Consider the following 20,164-nt stretch of genomic DNA (forward strand, 5'->3'; position numbering starts at 1 on the left):
GGCATCAGCGAGAGCTTCGTGATTTATCGTCCCACTGGCCAGATCATGTGGGCCTTGGTGGACGGCGATGCACAAACGTCGATTAACCTGCAGATTGGCGGGGACGTCTTCGACCTGTTGGCCTAAGCCTTCTCTCCAACAATGCTCTTTTTCGTTTCCAAATGAAGAAACAAGCAAAAGAGCTTAAGGAATGAAGTGTCGATCTGCTCTTGGCGTTTTCGCCGGGTAGAACCGGTCGCGCCTAGCCTACTATACCTTTAACTGGGCGGTGCTGGACTGCGGGACGGTGGTTCGCCATCGCTGTCATAATCCGCTGTGCTGTCGTCCGAAGCACCTGATCGAGGGGGTCTTGGCGGATAACAAGCGAGACGACTGGGACTACTGGGCGAAGGGTGTGGACCGTCGCCTCCTATCACTGTGGCATGGGCCCTCACCGCGCCTCAGAGCGCATTCCATCCCACCCTGAGCACCCCTAACGGGTGCCCCGGGTGCTCTCTCGACCTCTTACACGAGACGTTACCTTGGCTTCGGGACCACGCTAGACCCGTTACACCCGACTGGGGCAACTTCTGGGGCATTTCCGGGGAGCAGTAGCGGACTCCGAGCCTTCCTGTTCGATACAGGATAAAGCTTTTCGTCGTCTCGGATTGAATGGCTGGGGTGGTAGGATTCGAACCTACGATACACGGTACCAAAAACCGCTGCCTTACCACTTGGCTACACCCCAACGGTGAGCGGCTAATTACTGTGGCTTGGGGGTGGGCGCAAGAGGGGGAGGGGGATTTTTTTGGCGAAACCGGAAATTTTTTCGATTGCTGATTTGTGCCCCGACGCACACGTCACAATTTGCGACCCTGCGTCACTTGCAGGCGGGGTGATAGACAACATACCCGCGGGTATGTCACCCTGTCCACAAGTGGAGCACTAAGGGAGAACAACCATGAATCTGGGTATGCGCCCCGAGAACGAAAAGCTGTTGGATCAGGTCAGGGACATGATCCGCAACGACATCATGCCGCTGGAAGATGAATACCATGCCGAGATCGGCAAGGGGGACCGCTGGACCTATACCGAACGGCAGGCCGAAATCCTTGAGGGTTTGAAGGCCAAGGCCAAGGAACGCGGTCTGTGGAATTTCTGGCTGACCGATAGCGACAAAGGCTTTGGCCTGACCACGGTGGAATATGCCTTCTTCGCCGAGGAAATGGGCAAGACGCCGCTTGGCGCCGAGGTGTTCAACTGCTCTGCGCCCGATACCGGCAATATGGAAGTGTTCGAACGCTATGGCACCGACGCCATGAAAGAGAACTGGCTCGCGCCCTTGCTTGAGGGTGAAATCCGGTCGGCGTACCTCATGACCGAGCCGGACGTGGCCAGTTCGGATGCCACGAACATTTCGATGTCCTGCGTACGGGACGGCGATGACTATGTGCTGAATGGCGAGAAATACTGGTCTTCGGGCGCGGGCGACCCGCGCTGCAAGGTCTATATCGTGATGGTGAAAACCGGTGGCGATGACATGCCCGTGCACAACCGCCAGTCCATGATTGTGGTGCCTGCGGACACGCCCGGGATCGAGGTGCTGCGTCCGATGATGGTGTATGGTCACGACGATGCGCCGCACGGGCACATGCATATCCGGTTCACTGACGTGCGGGTGCCAGCGGAAAATATCCTGCTCGGCGAAGGGCGCGGGTTTGAAATTGCGCAGGGGCGTCTGGGGCCGGGGCGCATCCATCACTGCATGCGCGCTATCGGTCAGGCCGAGGCCGCGCTCGAGCGGATGTGCAAGCGCGCGCTGGACCGAGAGGCCTTTGGCAAGCCGCTGGCGCATCTCGGAGCGAATTATGACATCATCGCAAATTGCCGGATGGAGATCGAACAGGCGCGTCTGTTGTGTCTGAAAACCGCTTGGATGATGGACCAGGGCGATGCCCGTGCTGCCGCGCCGTGGATCAGCCAGATCAAGGTCGTGGCCCCGAACGTGGCGCTGCGGGTGATTGACGAAGCGGTGCAGATGCATGGCGGAACAGGTGTGTCACAGGATACGCCGCTTGCGATTGCGTGGACACAGGTGCGGACCCTGCGATTGGCGGACGGGCCGGACGCAGTGCACCGTCGTCAGGTGGCCCGCAAGGAATTGCGCCAGTACACGCAGCAGAAAGTCTGACCTGATTGTGCGCGCCAGCGGCGCGCGCAGGTTTTGCAGGCCCTTTGCGGGCCTGCGAGACGCCTCCGGCGGGAGTATTTTACGAAGGTGAAAAGGGGGGCACGTCGCCTCAGATCAACGGCACCAGCGGGATACCGCCGCAGGCGCTGAGGGTGAGGAGGGCGGCGAGGGCGATGAAAAAGCGCATATGTTTGGTCCTTGGGCTGCTCGGTGATTTTTTCCAACCCTCGCTGCTGGCACAGCCGCTGGTCAATCTACAAACGCGGCAGAAAACCAAGAACGTGGCCTTCGGGAAACAAAAAAGGCGCCAGAGACTGTCTCTGGCGCCTTTTTTCATGAGATCAGGGGGGTTAGCCTTGCAGGCTGCGCACCTCGATATCGCCTTCTTCACGCGCCTTCATGGCGCGGGCCGCAGCGTGGCTGGCCGCAGCCGTCGTGAAGTACGGGATCTTGTCCATCAGCGTGACCGAGCGGATTTCGCGGCTGTCATTGACCGCCTGCGCGCCCTCGGTGGTGTTCATGACCAGAGAGATATCTCCGTTCTTGAGCAGGTCAACGATGTTCGGGCGGCCTTCATAGACCTTGTTCACGCGGTCACAGGCCACGCCCTGTTCGGCCAGCCAGCTTTGCGTGCCCGCGGTGGCGACAATGCCAAAGCCAAGTTCGATCAGGATCTGGGCGGTTTCGACCATTTGGGCAGTCTTGTCTTCATCCTTGATCGATATGAAGGCCTTGCCCTCGGTCGGCAGGATCATCCCCGCGCCCAGCTGTGCCTTGAGGAAGGCGCGCGCAAAGGAGCGGTCCCAACCCATGACTTCACCGGTCGAGCGCATTTCCGGGCCCAGGATCGTGTCGACACCAGGGAAGCGGTTGAAGGGCATCACGGCCTCTTTCACCGAGAACCACGGCATGTTCGGATCGGCCAGGGTCATCTGGTCGGCGATCGGCTGCGGGGTCGAGATATCGGCGCCTTCTTCATAGGGCGGACGCTCGGGGAAGTTCGAGAGCGGCTCACCGGCCATCAGACGGGCTGCGATCGACGCGATGGCGCTGTCGGTGGCCTTGGCAACGAAGGGCACGGTACGCGAAGCGCGCGGGTTGACCTCGATCAGGTAAATTTCGCCGTCCTTGACCGCGAATTGCACGTTCATCAGGCCCACCACGTTCAGCGCCTTGGCCAGCGCCACGGTCTGGCGCTTGATCTCGGCGATTACCTCGGCGTCAAGCGAATAGGGCGGTAGCGAACAGGCGCTGTCGCCCGAGTGCACGCCGGCCTCTTCGATGTGCTGCATGATGCCCGCGATATGCACGTTTTCGCCGTCACAGAGCGCGTCCACGTCCAGCTCCACGGCCCCCGAGAGATAGCTGTCAAGCAGGACCGGGCTGTCGCCGGACACCACCACGGCCTCGGCGATATAGCGTTCGAGCTGGGCCATGTCGCGTACGATTTCCATCGCGCGCCCCCCCAGAACATAGGACGGGCGGATCACCAGCGGGAAACCGATGTCTTCGGCGATCTTGAGCGCTTCGGCGTCGGTCGAGGCAATGCCGTTCAGCGGCTGTTTCAGGTTCAGCTCGTTCACCAGTGCCTGGAACCGTTCGCGGTCTTCGGCAAGGTCGATCGCGTCTGGCGTAGTGCCAAGGATCGGGATGCCTTCGTCATGCAGCGCGTTGGCAAGTTTCAGCGGGGTCTGGCCACCGAACTGGACGATCACGCCGTGCAGGGTGCCGTTTTCCTGTTCCACACGCAGGATTTCCATCACGTGTTCAAAGGTCAGCGGTTCGAAATACAGACGATCCGAGGTGTCATAGTCGGTCGACACGGTTTCGGGGTTACAGTTGACCATAATGGTCTCGTACCCTGCATCAGTCAGCGCGTAACAGGCATGACAGCAGCAATAGTCGAACTCGATCCCCTGACCGATCCGGTTCGGGCCACCGCCCAAAATGACCACTTTCTTGCGGTCGCTCGGGCGGGCCTCGCATTCAACGTCGCCCATCATCGGGGCCTCATAGGTCGAATACATGTACGGGGTCTGCGCCTCGAACTCGGCGGCGCAGGTGTCGATGCGTTTGAACACGGCGGTGACGCCCGCATTCACGCGCTTGTTGCGGATGTCGCGTTCGCTATAGCCGGTCAGCTTGGCAAGGCGCGCATCGGTGAAGCCCATCATCTTGAGCTTGCGCAGGCCGGCTTCGTCGCCGGGCAAGCCATTTGCGCGCACGTCTTCTTCCGCCTCGATGATCTCGCGGATGCGGTCGAGGAACCACGGGTCGAATTTTGTGACGTTGTGGATTTCGTCATTGCTGAGACCAAGGCGCATGGCTTGGGCGATGGTGCGCATCCGGTCCGGGGTCGTCTGGCTGATTGCCTTGATGACCGCGGCCTTGTCGGGCGCGCCGGGGATGTCCACCTCGTCAAAGCCGGTCAGGCCGGATTCCATTGAGGCCAGCGCCTTTTGCAGCGATTCATGGATGGTGCGGCCGATCGACATGGCCTCGCCCACGGATTTCATTGCTGTGGTCAGATAGGGCTCGGAGCCCGGGAATTTCTCAAACGCGAATTTCGGGATCTTTGTCACGACATAGTCGATGGTCGGCTCAAAGCTCGCCGGGGTGACCTTGGTGATGTCGTTGTCCAGTTCGTCCAGCGTGAAGCCGACGGCCAGTTTCGCGGCGATTTTTGCAATCGGGAAGCCGGTCGCCTTGGACGCCAGCGCCGACGAACGCGATACACGCGGGTTCATCTCGATCACGACCATGCGGCCATCTTCGGGGTTCACCGCCCATTGCACGTTCGATCCGCCGGTTTCCACGCCGATTTCACGCAGCACGTTGATCGAGTGCGTGCGCATGATCTGGTATTCCTTGTCGGTCAGGGTCAGGGCAGGGGCCACGGTGATCGAGTCACCGGTATGCACGCCCATCGGATCGACGTTTTCAATCGAGCAGACGATGATCGCGTTGTCGGCTTTGTCGCGCACAACCTCCATCTCGTATTCTTTCCAGCCCAAAAGCGATTCATCGACCAGGATCTGGTTCACGGGGCTGGCATCCATGCCGGTGCGGCAGAAATGGATGTAATCCTCGCGGTTATAGGCGACGCCTCCGCCGGTGCCGCCCATGGTAAAGGCGGGGCGGATGATCGCGGGCAGGCCGATGTCTTCCAGTTCGATCAGCGCCAGGCGGATGCCTTCTTCAAGGTCGGCATCGCCGTTTTCCTTCTTGGGCGCGGTCACGATCGAGGCGCGCGGGTTTTCAATGCCCAGCCGATCCATCGCTTCGCGGAACAGCTTGCGGTCCTCGGCCATCTCGATCGCTTTGCGGTCGGCCCCGATCATTTCCACGTTAAACTTGTCGAGCACGCCCATTTCCTCGAGCGCGAGCGAGGTGTTGAGGCCGGTTTGACCGCCCATGGTCGGCAACAGCGCGTCGGGGCGTTCTTTCTCGATGATCTTGGCGACCACTTCGGGGGTGATCGGTTCGATATACGTCGCGTCGGCCAGTCCGGGGTCGGTCATGATTGTCGCGGGGTTCGAGTTCACGAGGATCACGCGATAGCCTTCCTCGCGCAGGGCCTTACAGGCTTGGGCGCCGGAGTAGTCAAATTCACAGGCCTGGCCAATCACAATGGGGCCGGCCCCGATGATCATGATCGAGGAGATGTCGGTTCTTTTGGGCATGGCAGACCTCGGATGTTGGGGCGACAGGGAGGAGTGGCAGGAGTCGCCCGAATGCGCAAATTGTCGTGGGTTATAACTATCGGCGGGCAAGGTGCAAGGGGGATCGGGAAATTGCATCAAACTGCCGCTTTCCAGCCTGTTCTTTCCGGCGCGTAGCCGTATACCCAGCCGGTGAACCAATGTGGGGCAGGCTGTGAAGATTCGCTTTGATCGCGGGCCAGAGGCGCGGGCGGCATGTTTTGCCGGTCCTGAACGCCTGATCGTGGCCATGAGACCTGACGAGGTGATGCAGGCACTGGATGATCTGGACGCTGCCCGCGCGCAGGGAAAATGGCTCGCGGGATATGCAAGCTATGAACTGGGCTATGCGCTGGAGCCCCGGTTGCGGGCGCGGATGCCGGCGCGCCGTCGGCTGCCGCTTTTGCAATTCGGGGTGTACGACGCGCCGACCGCCGCCGCACCTTTGCCCCAAGGTCCTGCCACGCTGGTTGGGGTCCGCCCGCTTTGGGACAGGGCCCGGTATCAACGCGCCTTCGACGTGGTGCGCGGCTTAATCGGGGACGGTGACATTTATCAGGCCAATCTGACCTTTCCGATCAAGGCACAGACGGGCGGCACCCCCGCCGCGCTTTATGCCGCGCTGGCTGCGCATCAACCCGTGGGCCACGGCGCACTGATCGAACAGGACGGGCTGCCGACGATCCTCAGCCGCTCACCGGAACTGTTTTTTCGCACGAGTGCAAACGGGCGGATCGAAACGCGCCCGATGAAGGGCACCCAGCCGCGCAGCAGTGATCCGGCCGAGGATCGGCGGCGCAAACTGTGGCTGGCGCAAGACGAAAAGAACCGCGCGGAAAACCTGATGATCGTTGACCTTCGGCGCAACGACATAAGTCGCGTGGCCAAACCGGGCAGCGTGCATGTGCCGGACCTGTTCAAGGTCGAAAGCTATGCGACCGTGCACCAGATGGTGTCTCTTGTGACCGCCGATTTGCAGGACGGAACAGGTCTGGGCGATATTCTGCGTGCCCTGTTTCCCTGTGGGTCGATCACCGGCGCGCCCAAGCTGCGCGCGATGGAGATCCTGAACGATCTCGAACCGGACGCCCGAGATATCTATTGCGGCACGATCGGCTGGGCCGCCCCCGACGGGCGCAGCGATTTTAACGTGGCGATCCGCACGCTGATGGTCGAAGGGCGCGCGGCAATTCTGAATGTCGGGGGGGGCGTGGTCTGGGACAGCACCGCCGCGTCGGAATATGAGGAGGCCCTATGGAAAGCCCGTTTCGCGACCCGGTTCCAGATGGAACATGCCTGATCGAAACCTTTGCATGGGTGCCCGGCGCGCCCGTGGCGCATCTTGACCTGCATCTCGCGCGCCTGACCCGGTCTGCGGCGGCGCTGGGGTTTGCGCTGGACCCGCATGATGTGCAGGCCGCGGTTGCGTCGCTTTCCGGTGAGGCCCCTTTGCGGTGTCGCCTGACGCTGGACCGGCCGGGCAGGGTGGCGATCTCGACCGCCCCGTTGCCACCTGCATCGCAAGGCCCGTGGTCCTTTCGCATCCACCCGAGCCACCTTGATCCGAATGATCCGTTCCTGCGCCATAAAACCACCCGCCGTGCGCTTTATGACCGGGCGCGGACAGAATTGCCGGATGGGGTGCAGGAATGGGTGTTCCTGAACACGCGGGGCGAGGTATGCGAAGGCAGCATCACCAATATCGCCTTCGAGACCTCAAAGGGTGACTGGTTCACTCCGCCGGTCGCGTGCGGCTGCTTGCCGGGGGTGTACCGGCAAACCATGTTGGACGCAGGCCATTGGCGTGAAGCCGTCCTCACGCTGGCCGACCTGCGCGCTGCCCGGCAGATCGTTCTGACCAATGCCCTGCGCGGGCAGTTGCAGGCTATGTGGGATGCGTCCTGTCCGGTGCATCGCCCGCCGGAGTAGCTTCGGGACCCTCTGGCGGAGCGCGCCAGATCGGCCGTGTTTCGGCGGGATTTGACCTCTCGCACAGTTCCGGCAGGGCGCAACGGCGATTTTAGGGCAATTCCGCCGCTGTTCCCTTGACTTTACCCGCGCGAAAAGGTGTATCGGCGCGACTTCACTATTCACCCGTCAGAGGGAGCGACCATGCACGCCTTTCGCAGCCATACCTGCGCCGACCTGAACAAATCCAATGTCGGTGAAACCGTCCGCCTGTCGGGCTGGGTTCACCGTGTTCGTGACCACGGCGGCATCCTGTTCATCGACCTGCGCGACCATTACGGCGTGACGCAGGTTCTGTGCGACCCTGACAGCCCGGTTTTTGCCGAGATGGAAAAGGTGCGTTCGGAATGGTGTATCCGCATTGACGGCAACGTCAAAGCGCGTGACCCCGAGCTGGTGAACCCGAAACTGCCGACCGGTGAGATCGAAGTGTTCGTGCGCGATCTTGAAGTGCTGGGCGCGGCGGATGAGTTGCCGCTGATGGTGTTTGGCGATCAGGAATATCCCGAAGAGACCCGTCTTAAATACCGCTTCCTCGACCTGCGCCGCGACGTGATGCAGGAGAACATGAAGCTGCGCTCGGACGTGGTCATGTCGATGCGCAAGCGCATGTGGGATCAGGGCTTCCGCGAATATCAGACGCCGATCATCACCGCGTCGTCGCCTGAAGGCGCGCGCGACTTCCTGGTGCCGTCGCGTCTGCATCCGGGCAAGTTCTATGCGTTGCCGCAGGCGCCGCAGCAGTTCAAACAGCTGATGATGGTTGCGGGCTTTGACAAATACTTCCAGATCGCACCCTGTTTCCGCGACGAAGACCCGCGCGCCGACCGCTCGCCGACCGATTTCTACCAGCTCGACATGGAAATGAGCTTTGTCACCCAGCAGGACGTGTTCGACACCATTCAGCCTGTTTTGCAAGGCATTTTCGAAGAGTTCGGGGGCGGGCGCAAAGTCGATCAGGACTGGCCGCAGATTTCCTATGCCGATGCCGCCAAATGGTATGGCACCGACAAGCCCGACCTGCGCAACCCGATCAAGATGCAGGACGTCAGCGAGCATTTCCGCGGCTCCGGTTTCGCGATCTTTGCCAAACTGCTGGAGCAGGAAGGCACCGAAGTGCGCGCCATTCCGGCGCCGACCGGTGGCGGACGCAAGTTCTGTGACCGCATGAACAAGTTCGCGCAGGAACAGGGTCTGCCCGGGATGGGCTATATCTTCTGGCGCGAAAAAACCGCCGACAGCGTGGCGCAGGAGCTTGGCATCAAGGTCAAGGAAGCGCAGGCCATGCTGAAATCCGGCGAGGTCGAGGGCGGCATGGAAGCGGCTGGTCCGCTGGCCAAGAACATCGGCCCCGAGCGCACCGAGGCGATCCGCCAGCAGCTGGGTCTGGGCATTGGGGATGCGGCCTTCTTCCTTGGCGGCAAACCCAAGGCGTTCGAAGCGGTGGCGGGGCGCGCGCGCGACGTGATCGGGAAAGAACTGGGCCTTCTGGACGAGGATCGTTTTGCATTCGCATGGATTGTGGACTTCCCGATCTTCCAGAAAGACGACGAGACCGGCGAGGTTGATTTCGATCACAACCCGTTCTCGATGCCGCAGGGGGGGATGGAAATCCTCGAAACCGATCCGCTTTCGGCGACCGGCTTCCAGTATGACCTTGCCTGTAATGGCTATGAGCTGGTGTCGGGTGCGATCCGGAACCACAAGCCCGAGATCATGTTCAAGGCGTTTGAAATCGCGGGCTATGGCGAAGACGAGGTGCGCAAGCGGTTTGGCGGCATGGTCAACGCGTTCAAATACGGTGCCCCGCCGCACGGTGGCTGTGCTGCTGGCGTCGACCGCATCGTGATGCTTTTGGCGGATCAGCAAAACATCCGCGAAGTGGTAATGTTCCCGATGAACCAGCGCGCCGAAGACCTGATGATGAACGCGCCGAGCGATCCGACCAGCGATCAGTTGATGGAACTGGGCCTGCGGGTGATCCCGCAGGAGTGATCCCGCGCAGCAATGTCAACGGAAACAGGCCTCCCGTCCGGGGGCCTTTTTTGTGCGGGTTCTTGCCTGTCCACGCGCGCTGCGCGCCCGGTAGGCTGTATTCAACGCAAAGGTGCTTATGTTATCAGGGAAAAACCGGTTGATTTGCCTGAGGACCACAAGAGATGCGTTTTGATCCGGTACTTGCGGAAATTCGTTTCGGATACGGCCTGTCGCCCGATCTGACTCCGCCGTCAGGCGTTGCCGAGATGTTGGCCGGGCTCATCGGACCGGACGACATAATCACCCGCTTCCCGATCCCTTCGATGGATAGTTTCCGTGAAGATCTGCTGGCATATCGCGCGGCAAACAGGACGGTGCGCAAATCCACGGACAAGGCCGAGGCAGAAGAGGCGTCCAAGATCACCAAGTCACTGGGCCGCGACTTTTATCGGCAGCGAGTCAGGATCACTGGTCAGACCCTGATGCGACAGGTGAACAGCCCGACCGCGTTTCGCGAACGCCTTGTCAGTTTCTGGAAAGACCATTTCACGGTCAGGGGCAAATCTGTGAATTTTCAGGCGCTCGTGGGTTCGTATGTCGACGAGGCTATCCGCCCCTTCGTGGCGGGCCGATTTGAAGAGATGCTGATTGCGGTGGTGATGCATCCCATGATGCTGATGTACCTCGATCAGACCCAGTCGATTGGTCCCAACAGCGCCTTTGCACGCCAGAAAAACAAGGCGCAGGGGCTTAACGAAAACCTCGCGCGGGAAGTACTTGAACTGCACACGCTTGGGGTGGATGGACCCTATACGCAGGCCGACGTGCGCGAACTTGCCGAGTTGCTTACCGGACTTGCCTTTTGGCTCAAGACCGGATTTCGATATTTGCCGAACCGGGCCGAACCGGGGCCAGAGACCATCCTCGGGCAAAGCTATGGGCAGCGAAACGGGCGGTTGCAGGATATCGAGGCCGCCCTGCGTGATCTGGCGCGGCACCCGGCGACGGCGCGGCATATCGCGGGCAAGTTGGCCGTGCATTTCCTGTCGGATACGCCGGACCCGGCTTTGGTGGAACGTTTGACCGGTGTATACCTCGACACACAGGGTGATCTGCTGGCCGTATATCAAGCTCTTCTCGAGGCGCCCGGGGCCTGGGATCCGGTGCTTGCGAATATCAAGCCACCGCAGGATTTCATGGCCTCGGCGATGCGGGGACTTGGCGTGACAGGCAGCATCTATACCGCGCTTGGCCACAAGGGGCAGCAACGTCTTGTCGTCACCCCTCTGCACCGGATGGGGCAGCCGTGGGATGCGCCGGGTGGTCCCGATGGCTGGCCGGAACAAGATGAGGCGTGGATTTCACCACAGGGCATGGCCGCGCGGCTGCAATGGGCGCTGACCTTTCCGTCCGGCGTTCTGGGCGCCCCACCGGACCCGCGAGAGTTTGTCAGGGCCTGCCTTGGGCCCGATGCACCGCAGGATGTGGCCTTTGCCGCCGAAGCCGCCGAAAACCGGCGCGAAGGCGTGGCGCTGGTGCTGATGTCTCCGGCCTTTCAACGCCGGTAAGGAGGACCGCATGACCAAATCGCTTTCAAGACGTGGGTTTCTGGCGCGCGCGGCGGCCTTGGGTTGTTCCGCAGCGGCCAGTCCTTTGTTGACCCCGGTCAGTCTGGCTGCGGGGCCTTGGGATAACAGGCTGGTGGTGATCATCCTGCGCGGCGGGCTGGACGGGCTGGATGCCGTGCGTCCGTGGGGCGATCCGGACTTTGCCGCCGCGCGTCCGCGCCTTGCCCAGAGGCGCCCGGACGGGCTGGACCTGAACGGGTTCTTTGGTCTGCATCCAGCCTTGGCCCCGTTGATGCCGCTCTGGCAGGCCGGAGAACTGGGCTTTGTTCATGCCGTTTCGCAACCCTATCGCGACAAACGCAGCCATTTCGACGGTCAGGATTTGCTCGAGGCGGGGCTACCGTCGCTTGGAGATGGTATTCGTGACGGATGGCTGAACCGGATGCTACAGACCACGCCCGGCGTTCAGACGGAAACGGCCTATGCAATCGGGTCCGAAACCATGCTGCTGACCAAAGGCGCGGCACCGGTGTCGAACTGGTCGCCCGATGTGGATATTACGCTCAGCGCGCAGGGCGTGCGCCTGCTGGAAATGACCATGCGCAGTGACCCTGCACTGGGGGCTGCGATGGCGCAGGCGCTGGTTCTGGCCGAAAACGATGGTGACGCGGTAGTCGTGGAAGGGTCGGATGACGACATGATGTCCATGTTGCAACAGGATATGAAACCGCGCGCTGCCGGCAAAAGTCACCTTCGCATTGCCGACTTTGCTGCCCGTCAACTGGTCGGCGACACGCGGGTTGTCTCGTTCTCACTGGGGGGCTGGGACACCCATGCACGGCAGGACAACCGCCTGAAACAGCCGCTGGATCGCCTTGCCAAGGTGCTGTTGCGCCTGAAAGAGGGATGTGGTCAGGTGGTCTGGGGGCGCACGACCGTGGTGGCCATGACTGAGTTCGGCCGCACCGTGCGGGAAAACGGCACCAGGGGCACGGATCATGGGACCGGCGGCGCGATGATCCTCTCGGGGGGGGCGTTGCGCGGCGGGAAGGTCTTTGGCGCCTGGCCGGGACTGGCCGAGGCCGATCTCTATGCGCGGCGGGACCTGATGCCGCTGGACGATGTGCGCCGCTATGCCGCCTGGGCCATTCGCGGCAGTTTCGGATTGGAGCGCAGCCATCTGGAACACACGGTCTTTCCAGGTCTTGAGATGGGGGATGATCCTCGGATGCTTCTGTGATGTCAGGGGCTTGGCAGCCTTGCACGGCTGGTGCAAGGTAATGCCAAGAGACAGGAGCCGTGCCATGCAAGACCCAAGACCCCTTGGAGCGGTCATCAAGAACTGGACCCCGCCTGCGCCACCTTCGGGCGAGGTGCTTGAGGGGCATTATGCACGTTTGGAACCCTTGCAGGCCGACCGTCATGCGGCGCTGTTGTTCCGTGCCTATCAGGATCACGATCCGGTTTGGGATTATCTGCCCTATGGGCCATTCCATTCCGCGGCGGCCTATCACCGCTGGGTCAAGGGCATCACCGGCGGGCCGGATCCCCTGTTTTACGCGATAAAGGACAAGGTCCGCCAAAGTTGGGGCGGGGTGGCCAGCTATCTTCGGATCAATCCGCCCTCCGGGTCGATCGAGGTTGGGCATATCAATCTGGCTCCCGCGCTGCAAGGCACCCGCGCGGCGACCGAGGCGATGGTGCTGATGATGCGCTGGGCCTTCGCGGCGGGGTTTCGCCGCTATGAATGGAAATGCGATGCGCTGAACCTGCCCTCGCGGCGCGCGGCCCAGCGTCTGGGGATGAGTTTCGAAGGCGTCCATCGCCAGCACACCGTGGTCAAGGGGCGCAACCGCGACACGGCGTGGTTCTCGGTGATCGACAGCGAATGGCCCGCGCTGTCCGAGGCGTTCGAGGTCTGGCTCAACCCTTCGAACTTCGACGCCGAGGGCAACCAGCGCGAACGGCTGAGCGACCTGACCCGTCTCGTGCGGGCCAATGACGACCCTGCGCTGGGTTAGCCAGCCTTCAGATTGCCGGTTCCCGCGCGATGCGCGCATCGACCAGCTGGCGCAGGCGGACCACGTCAGCATTCAGCAGTTTGCCCTCGGCGCGCCCGCGCGTCACGCTGTCGGCGGCGCGTTGCAGGGCAAGGTCATGGGCGCTCAGCGCGATGCCAGACAGGAAGCGTGCGACGTAGTCCAGCGAAGTATTGCCTTGCAGCGCCTCGGCCGCGTGGCACAGGTCATCGCGATAGGCGACAGGGTCGGGCTTGATCGTGTCCACTGGCAGTTTGCGGGGGCCACAGGGGCGACGGTCGACTGGCAGGCGCGACAGGATCGCCTCCTGGAAGGCGGCGAGGCTTTCAAGGGGTTTGGCCAGAAAACCGTCCGCCCCGGCAGCACGCGCCACCTCTTCGGTGAAACTGTCCCCCGAGGTGCCCAGCACGACGTCGATCCGGGGGGTGCCGCGGCTCAGTTCTTCGATCAGTTCGGCCCCCGATCCGTCGGGCAGGCCCATATCAATGATCGCCACGCTGGGGCGATAGACCTGCAGGTGACGGCGCGCCGAGGCGAGGCAATCGGCGCGGCGGATACGCGCCCCGCTGCGCAGGCACATCAGGCGCAGCGCATCGCAGGCGAACTTGCTGTCCTCGACGACAAGCACCGTCAATCCCAACAGCGGACGGCGGGCCGTCGGGGCAGACATCATCGAAAGCGGCGTCAGGTCATCCATGGGGGTCTCCTTGTGGCAACGGTGTGAAACGACTCAGAGGCTAGGGCAGGGTTGGTAAATGCGCCGTTAATGGCGCGGGGGCAGAACGTTGCGGCGCGCGACCCCCTGTCGCTTGCAACGGGGGCGCGGCTTGCCCATAACGTTTTCAAACTTGAGAAACCTGAAAGGAACATCGACATGATCGGACGTCTGAACCACGTCGCCATTGCCGTGCCGGATCTCGAAGCGGCCTCGGCGCAATACCGCAACGCTCTTGGGGCCAAGGTCGGCGCGCCGCAGGACGAACCCGATCACGGCGTGACCGTGGTGTTCATCGAGCTGCCCAACACCAAGATCGAACTGCTGTATCCCTTGGGCGAAAATAGCCCGATCAACGGCTTCCTTGAAAAGAACCCCTCGGGCGGCATCCACCATGTCTGCTACGAGGTTGAAGACATCATCGCGGCGCGCGACCATCTCAAGGAAACCGGTGCGCGTGTGCTGGGCTCGGGCGAGCCCAAGATCGGCGCTCACGGCAAACCCGTGTTGTTCCTGCACCCCAAGGATTTCAACGGCTGCCTGGTCGAGCTTGAACAGGTCTGATCCCATTGAATTCACGGGCGGGCGGGTTATATCCCGCCCGTATTGTCTTTGAACACGGAAAGAGAACCCCGCCATGGCCATCACCTCAGCGCTCGTCCTTTATGCGGTCTTGTGGTTCCTGACCTTCCTGATCGCGATCCCGATCCGCCTGCAGACACAGGGCGACGTGGGCGAGGTCGTGCCGGGCACCCATGCCGGTGCCCCCGAGCATCACCAGCTGCGCACCAAGGCCAAATGGACCACGCTGGCCGCCGCCGTGATGTGGGCGATCCTGTACTGGATTATCACTACAGGCGTCATCACCGTGCGCGATTTCGACTGGTTCAACGTGATGGGGCCTGCGCCTGTGTTAGATGGAACAGGTGAGTAAAGACCGCCGCCCCCATGATCGGGATCAGCAGGTTTACCAGCGGCACTGACAGCGGCACCGCCATCAGAACACCCGCCAGCCAGATCGTCCCCATATTGCGTCGCCGCAGAGCGCGGGCACCTTCGCGTCCGACGCGGCGCATGGCGGCCATCTGGTAGTATTCCCGCCCGAGCAGGAACCCGTTCAGCGCCCAGAAGATGAAAAGCGCCAGCGGCGAAAAGACCACGTAGAGAATCAGCGCCACGATATTGGCGCCGATCATGACCCCCAGAAACCCAACCGTATCCTTCAGCGTTTCCGAGATCGGCAGGTCCGGCACTGCCGGCAGGCCGGGGTAATGGCGGTCCTCGACCGCGTCGGCCACCTGATCAAGGAAAAGCCCCGTCATGGCCGAGGCCACCGGCACCATCAGGAAGATCGAAGCCACCGGCACCAGCAGCACCAGCGACCAGTTCAGCACATCATCCACCCATGTGACCGCACCAATCCAAGGTAGGGTGATTTCCTCGGCCACGAAGAAATCCAGCACTTTGACAAGGCCGACACTTGCCCCGATCAGCAAGATCAGCGCCAGAGCGATACCGGTGAAGAACACCTTGCGGAACCGCCGGTCCCCCAACTGCCCCAGCGCCTTGAAAAACGAAGTCAGGATCAGTTGGACACCCATGTCACCTTGCTCTCAAGATCGGGACGGGGACGTTCGGGCGGGGCAGCTTTCTCGGTGCCGATATGGATGATCCCGGCGACGCGTTCCTGCGGGGCCAGCCCAAAGGCCTGTTCCACGAAACCGCGATCATGGCTGATCCAGCCCGACAGCCAGTTTGCGCCCCAACCGGCGGCCAGCGCCGCATTCAAAAGCGCAAGGCACACGGCCCCCGCCGAATACGTCTGTTCGACCGTGGGCACCTTTTCCGACAGAACCGGGCTTTCGATCACGACGACGGCCAGATTGCCGGTGTCAAACTGGTTGCGGCCCTTGGCAATCTGGTCTTCCTCCAGCCCCAGCGCGGCCCCGCGTTCACCAGCAAGGTCGCCAAGGCGGGCTAGCGCGGCCCGTTCCAGCACCATCAGGCGCCACGGTTCCAGCTTGCCATGGTCAGGCGTACGCAGCGCCGCCATGAGGATCGGCGTCAACTCGTCGCGTGTGGGCACGGGCAGGGTCAGTGTCTTGGCTGGGCGGGACCGGCGCGTGAGCAGAAACTCCAGCGCCTGCGGATTCGGTTGGGGCATGTATGCTTCCCTCTTATTGGTCGGACCTTATGTCGTCAGGCCAGGGCGGGGTTTCAACCGCTTTTCGCGGGTTTTGCAAAGAAATCCGCAAGTTCCCCGATCTGTTCGGCCACAAACGCCTCGAACCGGGCGTCGGGCTGGCGGATTCTCAGCGTTTCGGCCATGGGGTCGGGCACGGAAATGTCGCTGCCGGACAGTTCTTCCAGCACGGCGTGCCCGCAGAAGGGCACATAGGCCTCGGAATAGCCGCCTTCATGCACCAGAACCAGTTTACCGTCGCACCATGTATCCGCGGCGCCCATGACCTGCCTCGTCATTTCGCGAAAGGTCTCGGCCGTGGCCAGCATCCGCGAAAGGGGATCAAACGCCGCCGCATCATAGCCACAGGCCACGATAATGAGGTCAGGGCGATAGCGATCCAGCGCAGGCAGCACGATCCGCTCCATCGTGTCAAGGTAACTGGCATGGCCTGCACCCGGGGGCAGGGGGATGTTGATATTGTATCCCGCCCCATCGCCTTCGCCGCGCACGTCGAACGCGCCGGTGTCCAGCGGATAGTTCCGGTCCTGATGCAGCGAGATGGTCAGCACGTCGTCCCGCGACAGGAAAATTGCCTCGGTGCCGTTGCCATGATGAACGTCCCAGTCAATCACCGCCACGCGGTCGGCCAGCCCTGCCGCCTTTGCGGCCTCGATGGCAATCGCGATGCTGGCCAACAGGCAAAACCCGTTCGGCCAGTCGGGCAGACAGTGATGCCCCGGCGGGCGTGACAGGGTATAGGCATTCTCCAACTCGCCTCGCAGAACTGCCAGCACGGCCTCTTTCGCCAGACCGGCTGACAGGGCGGCTGCCTCGTACCCGCCTTTGCCGAACGGGGTTCGCAGGCCCAGTTCGCCGCCGCCCGCATCCGACATGGCCTTGAACTGCTCCAGATAAGTTGCCGGGTGCACTCTCTCCAGATCTTCGCGACTGGCGGCTGGGGCGCTGGTCATGTGCAACTCGCGCGACAGCCCGCTGACATCCAGAAGGTTTTTCAGGCGTCGCTTGGTTTCGGGGCTTTCAGGCAGGCCGCCCGCAGCAAGCGGTTGCACGAAATCGCCCACTGGCAGGGTCAGCGCATAGTTCCCGCCAGACTGCCAGAAACACCTTTCATCCCAGAAAAACCCCGTCGCCATGGTCGCCCTCTTGTCGCAATACACCTATCGGGCACAGTCTTGCCGGTTTAGGATGCACCCGTCCACATGAAAGAGATTTCCCATGCCAAGCCTGGCGCATCTTGCCACCGACAATGCCGAGATCGCGGTCCGCGTCACGCCCAAGGCATCGCGCAACCTCGTGAAACAGGAAAACGGCCAGATCCGCGTTTATGTCACCACGGTTCCAGAAGGCGGCAAAGCCAACGCAATGGTGCAGAAACTCTTGGCCAAAGAAATGGGAGTCGCCAAGTCGCGCCTGACCCTGATCCGGGGACAGACCGCGCGGGACAAGGTGTTCCGCGTAACGCCCTAGCCGGGTTTGCCGTCGAGCTGAAGCTTATACACCCCTTCGGGCAGATCCAGCGCAGCGGCCAGTTCCTGAATCTGGTGCATGGAAAAACTGACCTTCTGCACGCTGTCCGTGCGGGGATCATATTGTTCGACCGTCACCACATCTTCGAACAGGTTGATGGTGATATCTTCGGACAGGTGGGTGGATCCCTCGTCAACAAGGGTCACAACCGTGGCGTCAAATTCGTGCTCAATACTGAACATGAGGTCAGCGTAACGCCTGTCACGACGATGGCAAGCAGAATGAGACTGGAAACCGGCGGAAGCGCGCACTAAGCTTAGGGTCTGTCATGATTTTGTAGGAGCAGAGACATGCGCTGGATTGCTCTTGTGGTTGCAATGAGTGTGGTTGCGGCTTGTGGTGCCCCCCCTCAACCGGCCCCGAAACCCACCGCGCCCCAGAATGGCGGCACCGTCACACGGCTGAGCGTGGCGCAAGCGACCTCGCGCCTTGCTCCGATCAAACGCCGGATGGAGCCAATCGCCGAGCGCGAATGCCGCGCCCGCACCAAGGGTACGAATTGTGACTTCCACATCTCGGTGGATCAGCGCGCCAATCTGCCTCCGAACGCCTTTCAGTCGGTCGACCGGAACGGGCGCCCCCAAATCACCTTTACCGCGGCCCTTGTGTCGGATGCGCGCAACTCGGACGAACTGGCCTTTGTGATGGGCCACGAGGCGGCGCATCACATCATGGGCCACCTGAACCGCCAGCAGGCCGATGCCATGGCCGGAGCGATCATTGTCGGGATTCTGGCTTCGGCCGCCGGAGCCAATGCCGCCACGCTGGACGCGGCGATGGATGCCGGCGCGATGGTGGGCTCGCGCGCTTATTCCAAGGCGTACGAGCTTGAGGCTGACCGCCTTGGCACGGTCATCACCAAGAAATCGGGTTATGATCCTGTCAACGGCGCACAGTATTTCACGCGCATCGCAGACCCGGGCAACATGTTCCTTGGCACCCACCCGCCCAACAACCAGCGCATCCAGGTCGTGCGCCAGACCGCGGCCAAGATGTAATCCACGCCATGCACCAGATACTGAACGTGGTCACGGATCGCGGCTCAAAATACGCCGTGTCGGGCGGGCCCGTGACCGGGCGCAAGGATGTAGATGCCTTTCTCAAAGACCTGAAACGCGCCCGTAAATTCGCCAAGGCGACCCATAATACATGGGCCGCGCTTTTGTCCGATGGCACCCCTCTGAAAGGCGATGATGGCGAAAGCGGCGCGGGCATGGTGATCTTGCGCATGCTCGAACGCGAAGGGCTGACCGATCACATCATCGTCGTAACCCGTTGGTATGGCGGCGTAAAGCTGGGTGGAGACAGGTTTCGTCGGGTGCAGGATTGCGTGCGCGCCTATCTGGACGACAGGTCAGCCTAGGTCGACGCACACCCGAAACGTTCCTTCCACATTACCTGATTGATGCAGGTCAAGGGCCGTCGTGTCGCAGCGTGTTAGGGTCAGGTCATTGCCAGACCGGAGGGCCCAATGCCTGATATCGCCGCACTCAAACATCATGCAGATCTTTTGGATCGTGCCGCCACTCGCGTGGGTGTGGATTTGCAGGAAGCCGCGCTGTCCGGTCGGCTGGCCTTTGACGACATAGCCGACTCGGTGCTGCGCTGCTCGAAATGCGCCTTGCCCGAGGCGTGTCAGGTCTGGTTGTCGGAACCGGCAGAGGTAGGGGACACCTTGCCGGGATATTGCGCCAACCACGAGGTCATCACCGCGTTGCAGGAGAATGTGAAATGAAACCGCTGGGCGACCAGAACACGCATCTGTGGCTGGTTCAAAAAATGGCCAAGGCGACCGAGACCGATCTCGTCGCGGCGATGGAGCGTGCAAACCTGACCAACGCGGACTGGGCCGAAATGGTGCAGGACTGCCGTCATTGCGACTGGACCGCGGGTTGCAAGCGTTGGCTGGGGCGTCAGGAAGGCGCTGCCGACCAAGCCCCCGAGCCCTGTCGCAACAAGGACCGGTTCGAGGCACTCAAATCTGCTTTGGAGGGGCTGGAAGCATGAACTCACTTGCACATCTGGGCGATCCCGCCCGGCATTTCTGGTTAACCCGCAGCGTGGCGCGGTCGATGGGGGTATCGCTCAGCGACGCCATGGCCGAAGGCGCGCTGTCTGAAAAACAATATGCCGACCTTGTCACCAACTGCCGCAAATGCGCGCTGGTGGACCATTGCCAGTCCTGGCTGGGCGGTCAGGCGGCGGGCGCGGACTGCGCCCCCGAAGGATGCGTGCACGCAGACCTGTTTGCAAGGCTGAGACAAGAGGCCCGTCGGGCCTGAAGACCATACGG

21 protein-coding genes and 1 tRNA gene are annotated in these 20,164 nt (G+C 61.9%); 15 read left to right on the forward strand and 7 right to left on the reverse strand.

Annotated features, from left to right (window positions below):
- Positions 1-652 precede the first annotated feature (652 nt).
- Positions 653-727: transfer RNA gene (locus tag WNE31_RS16280), tRNA-Gln, on the reverse strand.
- A 213-nt stretch (positions 728-940) separates the two neighbouring features.
- Between WNE31_RS16280 and WNE31_RS16285 the strand changes: the two genes are divergently transcribed.
- Positions 941-2,170 carry an acyl-CoA dehydrogenase family protein gene (locus tag WNE31_RS16285; protein ID WP_349981013.1) on the forward strand — a complete coding sequence of 410 codons (1,230 nt, stop codon included), beginning with the start codon at positions 941-943 and terminating at the stop codon, positions 2,168-2,170.
- 350 nt (positions 2,171-2,520) lie between these two features.
- Here WNE31_RS16285 and carB read toward each other — a convergent pair whose 3' ends face one another.
- The gene (gene carB / locus WNE31_RS16290) at positions 2,521-5,853 is read right to left on the reverse strand and encodes a carbamoyl-phosphate synthase large subunit (RefSeq protein WP_349981014.1); all 3,333 of its coding nucleotides are present in this window, start codon (positions 5,851-5,853) and stop codon (positions 2,521-2,523) included.
- A gap of 193 nt (positions 5,854-6,046) precedes the next feature.
- On the opposite strand from carB, the gene WNE31_RS16295 reads away from it, so the two are divergent.
- The 6 genes from WNE31_RS16295 (at position 6,047) to WNE31_RS16320 (ending at position 13,405) form a co-directional block, all read left to right on the forward strand.
- Entirely contained in the window at positions 6,047-7,171 is a 1,125-nt protein-coding gene (locus tag WNE31_RS16295; RefSeq protein ID WP_349981015.1) for an aminodeoxychorismate synthase component I, read from the forward strand.
- Positions 7,126-7,800 carry an aminotransferase class IV family protein gene (locus WNE31_RS16300; protein ID WP_349981016.1) on the forward strand — a complete coding sequence of 225 codons (675 nt, stop codon included), beginning with the start codon at positions 7,126-7,128 and terminating at the stop codon, positions 7,798-7,800. Before WNE31_RS16295 ends, WNE31_RS16300 begins: the two co-directional genes overlap by 46 nt.
- A 183-nt stretch (positions 7,801-7,983) precedes the next feature.
- Positions 7,984-9,834 (forward strand): aspartate--tRNA ligase, encoded by a 1,851-nt coding sequence (gene aspS / locus WNE31_RS16305; RefSeq protein ID WP_349981017.1) that lies wholly within the window; start codon positions 7,984-7,986, stop codon positions 9,832-9,834.
- Between the two features lie 164 nt (positions 9,835-9,998).
- Positions 9,999-11,384: a DUF1800 domain-containing protein gene (locus tag WNE31_RS16310; protein WP_349981018.1), complete on the forward strand. Its 1,386-nt coding sequence runs from the start codon at positions 9,999-10,001 to the stop codon at positions 11,382-11,384.
- Positions 11,385-11,394: 10 nt separating this feature from the next.
- Positions 11,395-12,624 (forward strand): DUF1501 domain-containing protein, encoded by a 1,230-nt coding sequence (locus WNE31_RS16315; RefSeq protein WP_349981019.1) that lies wholly within the window; start codon positions 11,395-11,397, stop codon positions 12,622-12,624.
- A gap of 64 nt (positions 12,625-12,688) precedes the next feature.
- Positions 12,689-13,405, forward strand: a complete 717-nt coding sequence (locus WNE31_RS16320) for a GNAT family N-acetyltransferase (RefSeq protein ID WP_349981020.1) — start codon at positions 12,689-12,691, stop codon at positions 13,403-13,405.
- Positions 13,406-13,412: 7 nt separating this feature from the next.
- Here WNE31_RS16320 and WNE31_RS16325 read toward each other — a convergent pair whose 3' ends face one another.
- Positions 13,413-14,120: a response regulator gene (locus WNE31_RS16325; RefSeq protein ID WP_349981021.1), complete on the reverse strand. Its 708-nt coding sequence runs from the start codon at positions 14,118-14,120 to the stop codon at positions 13,413-13,415.
- A gap of 177 nt (positions 14,121-14,297) precedes the next feature.
- Between WNE31_RS16325 and mce the strand changes: the two genes are divergently transcribed.
- Positions 14,298-14,702 carry a methylmalonyl-CoA epimerase gene (gene mce, locus WNE31_RS16330; protein ID WP_010441821.1) on the forward strand — a complete coding sequence of 135 codons (405 nt, stop codon included), beginning with the start codon at positions 14,298-14,300 and terminating at the stop codon, positions 14,700-14,702.
- Between the two features lie 73 nt (positions 14,703-14,775).
- Complete coding sequence (locus WNE31_RS16335) at positions 14,776-15,072, forward strand: DUF1467 family protein (protein WP_349981022.1); 297 nt, start codon at positions 14,776-14,778, stop codon at positions 15,070-15,072.
- Here WNE31_RS16335 and WNE31_RS16340 read toward each other — a convergent pair.
- From WNE31_RS16340 to WNE31_RS16350, 3 genes are read right to left on the reverse strand one after another with little or no spacing between them, the layout of a single operon-like run.
- Positions 15,026-15,739, reverse strand: a complete 714-nt coding sequence (locus WNE31_RS16340) for an EI24 domain-containing protein (protein ID WP_349981023.1) — start codon at positions 15,737-15,739, stop codon at positions 15,026-15,028. The genes WNE31_RS16335 and WNE31_RS16340 overlap by 47 nt on opposite strands.
- Positions 15,724-16,302: a nitroreductase family protein gene (locus tag WNE31_RS16345; RefSeq protein ID WP_349981024.1), complete on the reverse strand. Its 579-nt coding sequence runs from the start codon at positions 16,300-16,302 to the stop codon at positions 15,724-15,726. Before WNE31_RS16345 ends, WNE31_RS16340 begins: the two co-directional genes overlap by 16 nt.
- 53 nt (positions 16,303-16,355) lie before the next feature.
- Complete coding sequence (locus WNE31_RS16350) at positions 16,356-17,477, reverse strand: class II histone deacetylase (RefSeq protein ID WP_349981025.1); 1,122 nt, start codon at positions 17,475-17,477, stop codon at positions 16,356-16,358.
- Between the two features lie 82 nt (positions 17,478-17,559).
- Between WNE31_RS16350 and WNE31_RS16355 the strand changes: the two genes are divergently transcribed.
- Complete coding sequence (locus tag WNE31_RS16355; RefSeq protein WP_349981026.1) at positions 17,560-17,811, forward strand: DUF167 domain-containing protein; 252 nt, start codon at positions 17,560-17,562, stop codon at positions 17,809-17,811.
- Here WNE31_RS16355 and WNE31_RS16360 read toward each other — a convergent pair.
- On the reverse strand, positions 17,808-18,053 hold the full coding sequence (locus WNE31_RS16360; RefSeq protein WP_349981027.1) for a hypothetical protein: 246 nt from the start codon (positions 18,051-18,053) through the stop codon (positions 17,808-17,810). The two genes, WNE31_RS16355 and WNE31_RS16360, sit on opposite strands and share 4 nt — an antisense overlap.
- Positions 18,054-18,161: 108 nt before the next feature.
- Here WNE31_RS16360 and WNE31_RS16365 point away from each other — a divergent pair, with 108 nt between their 5' ends.
- The 5 genes from WNE31_RS16365 (at position 18,162) to WNE31_RS16385 (ending at position 20,153) form a co-directional block, all read left to right on the forward strand.
- Complete coding sequence (locus WNE31_RS16365) at positions 18,162-18,869, forward strand: M48 family metalloprotease (RefSeq protein ID WP_349981028.1); 708 nt, start codon at positions 18,162-18,164, stop codon at positions 18,867-18,869.
- 8 nt (positions 18,870-18,877) lie between these two features.
- Entirely contained in the window at positions 18,878-19,234 is a 357-nt protein-coding gene (locus WNE31_RS16370; RefSeq protein ID WP_349981029.1) for a YigZ family protein, read from the forward strand.
- Positions 19,235-19,342: 108 nt separating this feature from the next.
- The gene (locus WNE31_RS16375; protein ID WP_349981030.1) at positions 19,343-19,606 is read left to right on the forward strand and encodes a DUF6455 family protein; all 264 of its coding nucleotides are present in this window, start codon (positions 19,343-19,345) and stop codon (positions 19,604-19,606) included.
- Positions 19,603-19,878: a DUF6455 family protein gene (locus tag WNE31_RS16380; protein ID WP_349981031.1), complete on the forward strand. Its 276-nt coding sequence runs from the start codon at positions 19,603-19,605 to the stop codon at positions 19,876-19,878. The genes WNE31_RS16375 and WNE31_RS16380 overlap by 4 nt, the downstream gene beginning before the upstream one ends.
- The gene (locus WNE31_RS16385) at positions 19,875-20,153 is read left to right on the forward strand and encodes a DUF6455 family protein (protein WP_349981032.1); all 279 of its coding nucleotides are present in this window, start codon (positions 19,875-19,877) and stop codon (positions 20,151-20,153) included. Before WNE31_RS16380 ends, WNE31_RS16385 begins: the two co-directional genes overlap by 4 nt.
- Positions 20,154-20,164: the final 11 nt, after the last annotated feature.

Source organism: Shimia fortis (assembly GCF_040225985.1).
Lineage (GTDB): Bacteria > Pseudomonadota > Alphaproteobacteria > Rhodobacterales > Rhodobacteraceae > Shimia.